This window comes from Fluviispira multicolorata, from assembly GCF_009208585.1.
GTDB lineage: Bacteria > Bdellovibrionota_B > Oligoflexia > Silvanigrellales > Silvanigrellaceae > Silvanigrella > Silvanigrella multicolorata.
On sequence record NZ_WFLN01000017.1, the window covers coordinates 1 to 410 of the forward strand.

Genomic DNA, 410 nt, shown 5'->3' on the forward strand with positions numbered 1-410 from the left:
TAAGTCGTAACAAGGTAGCCGTAGGGGAACCTGCGGCTGGATCACCTCCTTTCTAGGAATACAGACAGCTCATACCTTCGGGTACAGAGAGTCCATTCTAGGTCAAGGGACCCGCACTCTGTTTCTGTAATCTTTTCTTGGGTCTGTAGCTCAGGTGGTTAGAGCGCTTGCCTGATAAGCAAGAGGTCGGCCGTTCAACTCGGCCCAGACCCACCATTTAGTTTTTTGACAAGAGAATAAGAAGAAGAAAGAAAAGTTTTCATATCCTAGTGAGGAGAGGAAAACGAGAAACTAGAAGAAGAGACTTGTAGGAATCTTTTTCTAGAGAAGTTCAAGACAAGGCGACTTGTTTTGAGCAAAGGTTTATAAGCGAGGAGACTTGCTTAAAAGCGAATAGTTTGAGTGATATT

1 tRNA gene and 1 rRNA gene are annotated in these 410 nt (G+C 44.1%); both read left to right on the forward strand.

Annotated features, from left to right (window positions below):
* Positions 1–52 (forward strand): 16S ribosomal RNA (locus tag GCL57_RS14920); the annotation flags it as partial.
* A gap of 87 nt (positions 53–139) precedes the next feature.
* A tRNA-Ile gene (locus GCL57_RS14690) sits at positions 140–216 on the forward strand.
* The last annotated feature ends 194 nt before the right edge of the window (positions 217–410 follow it).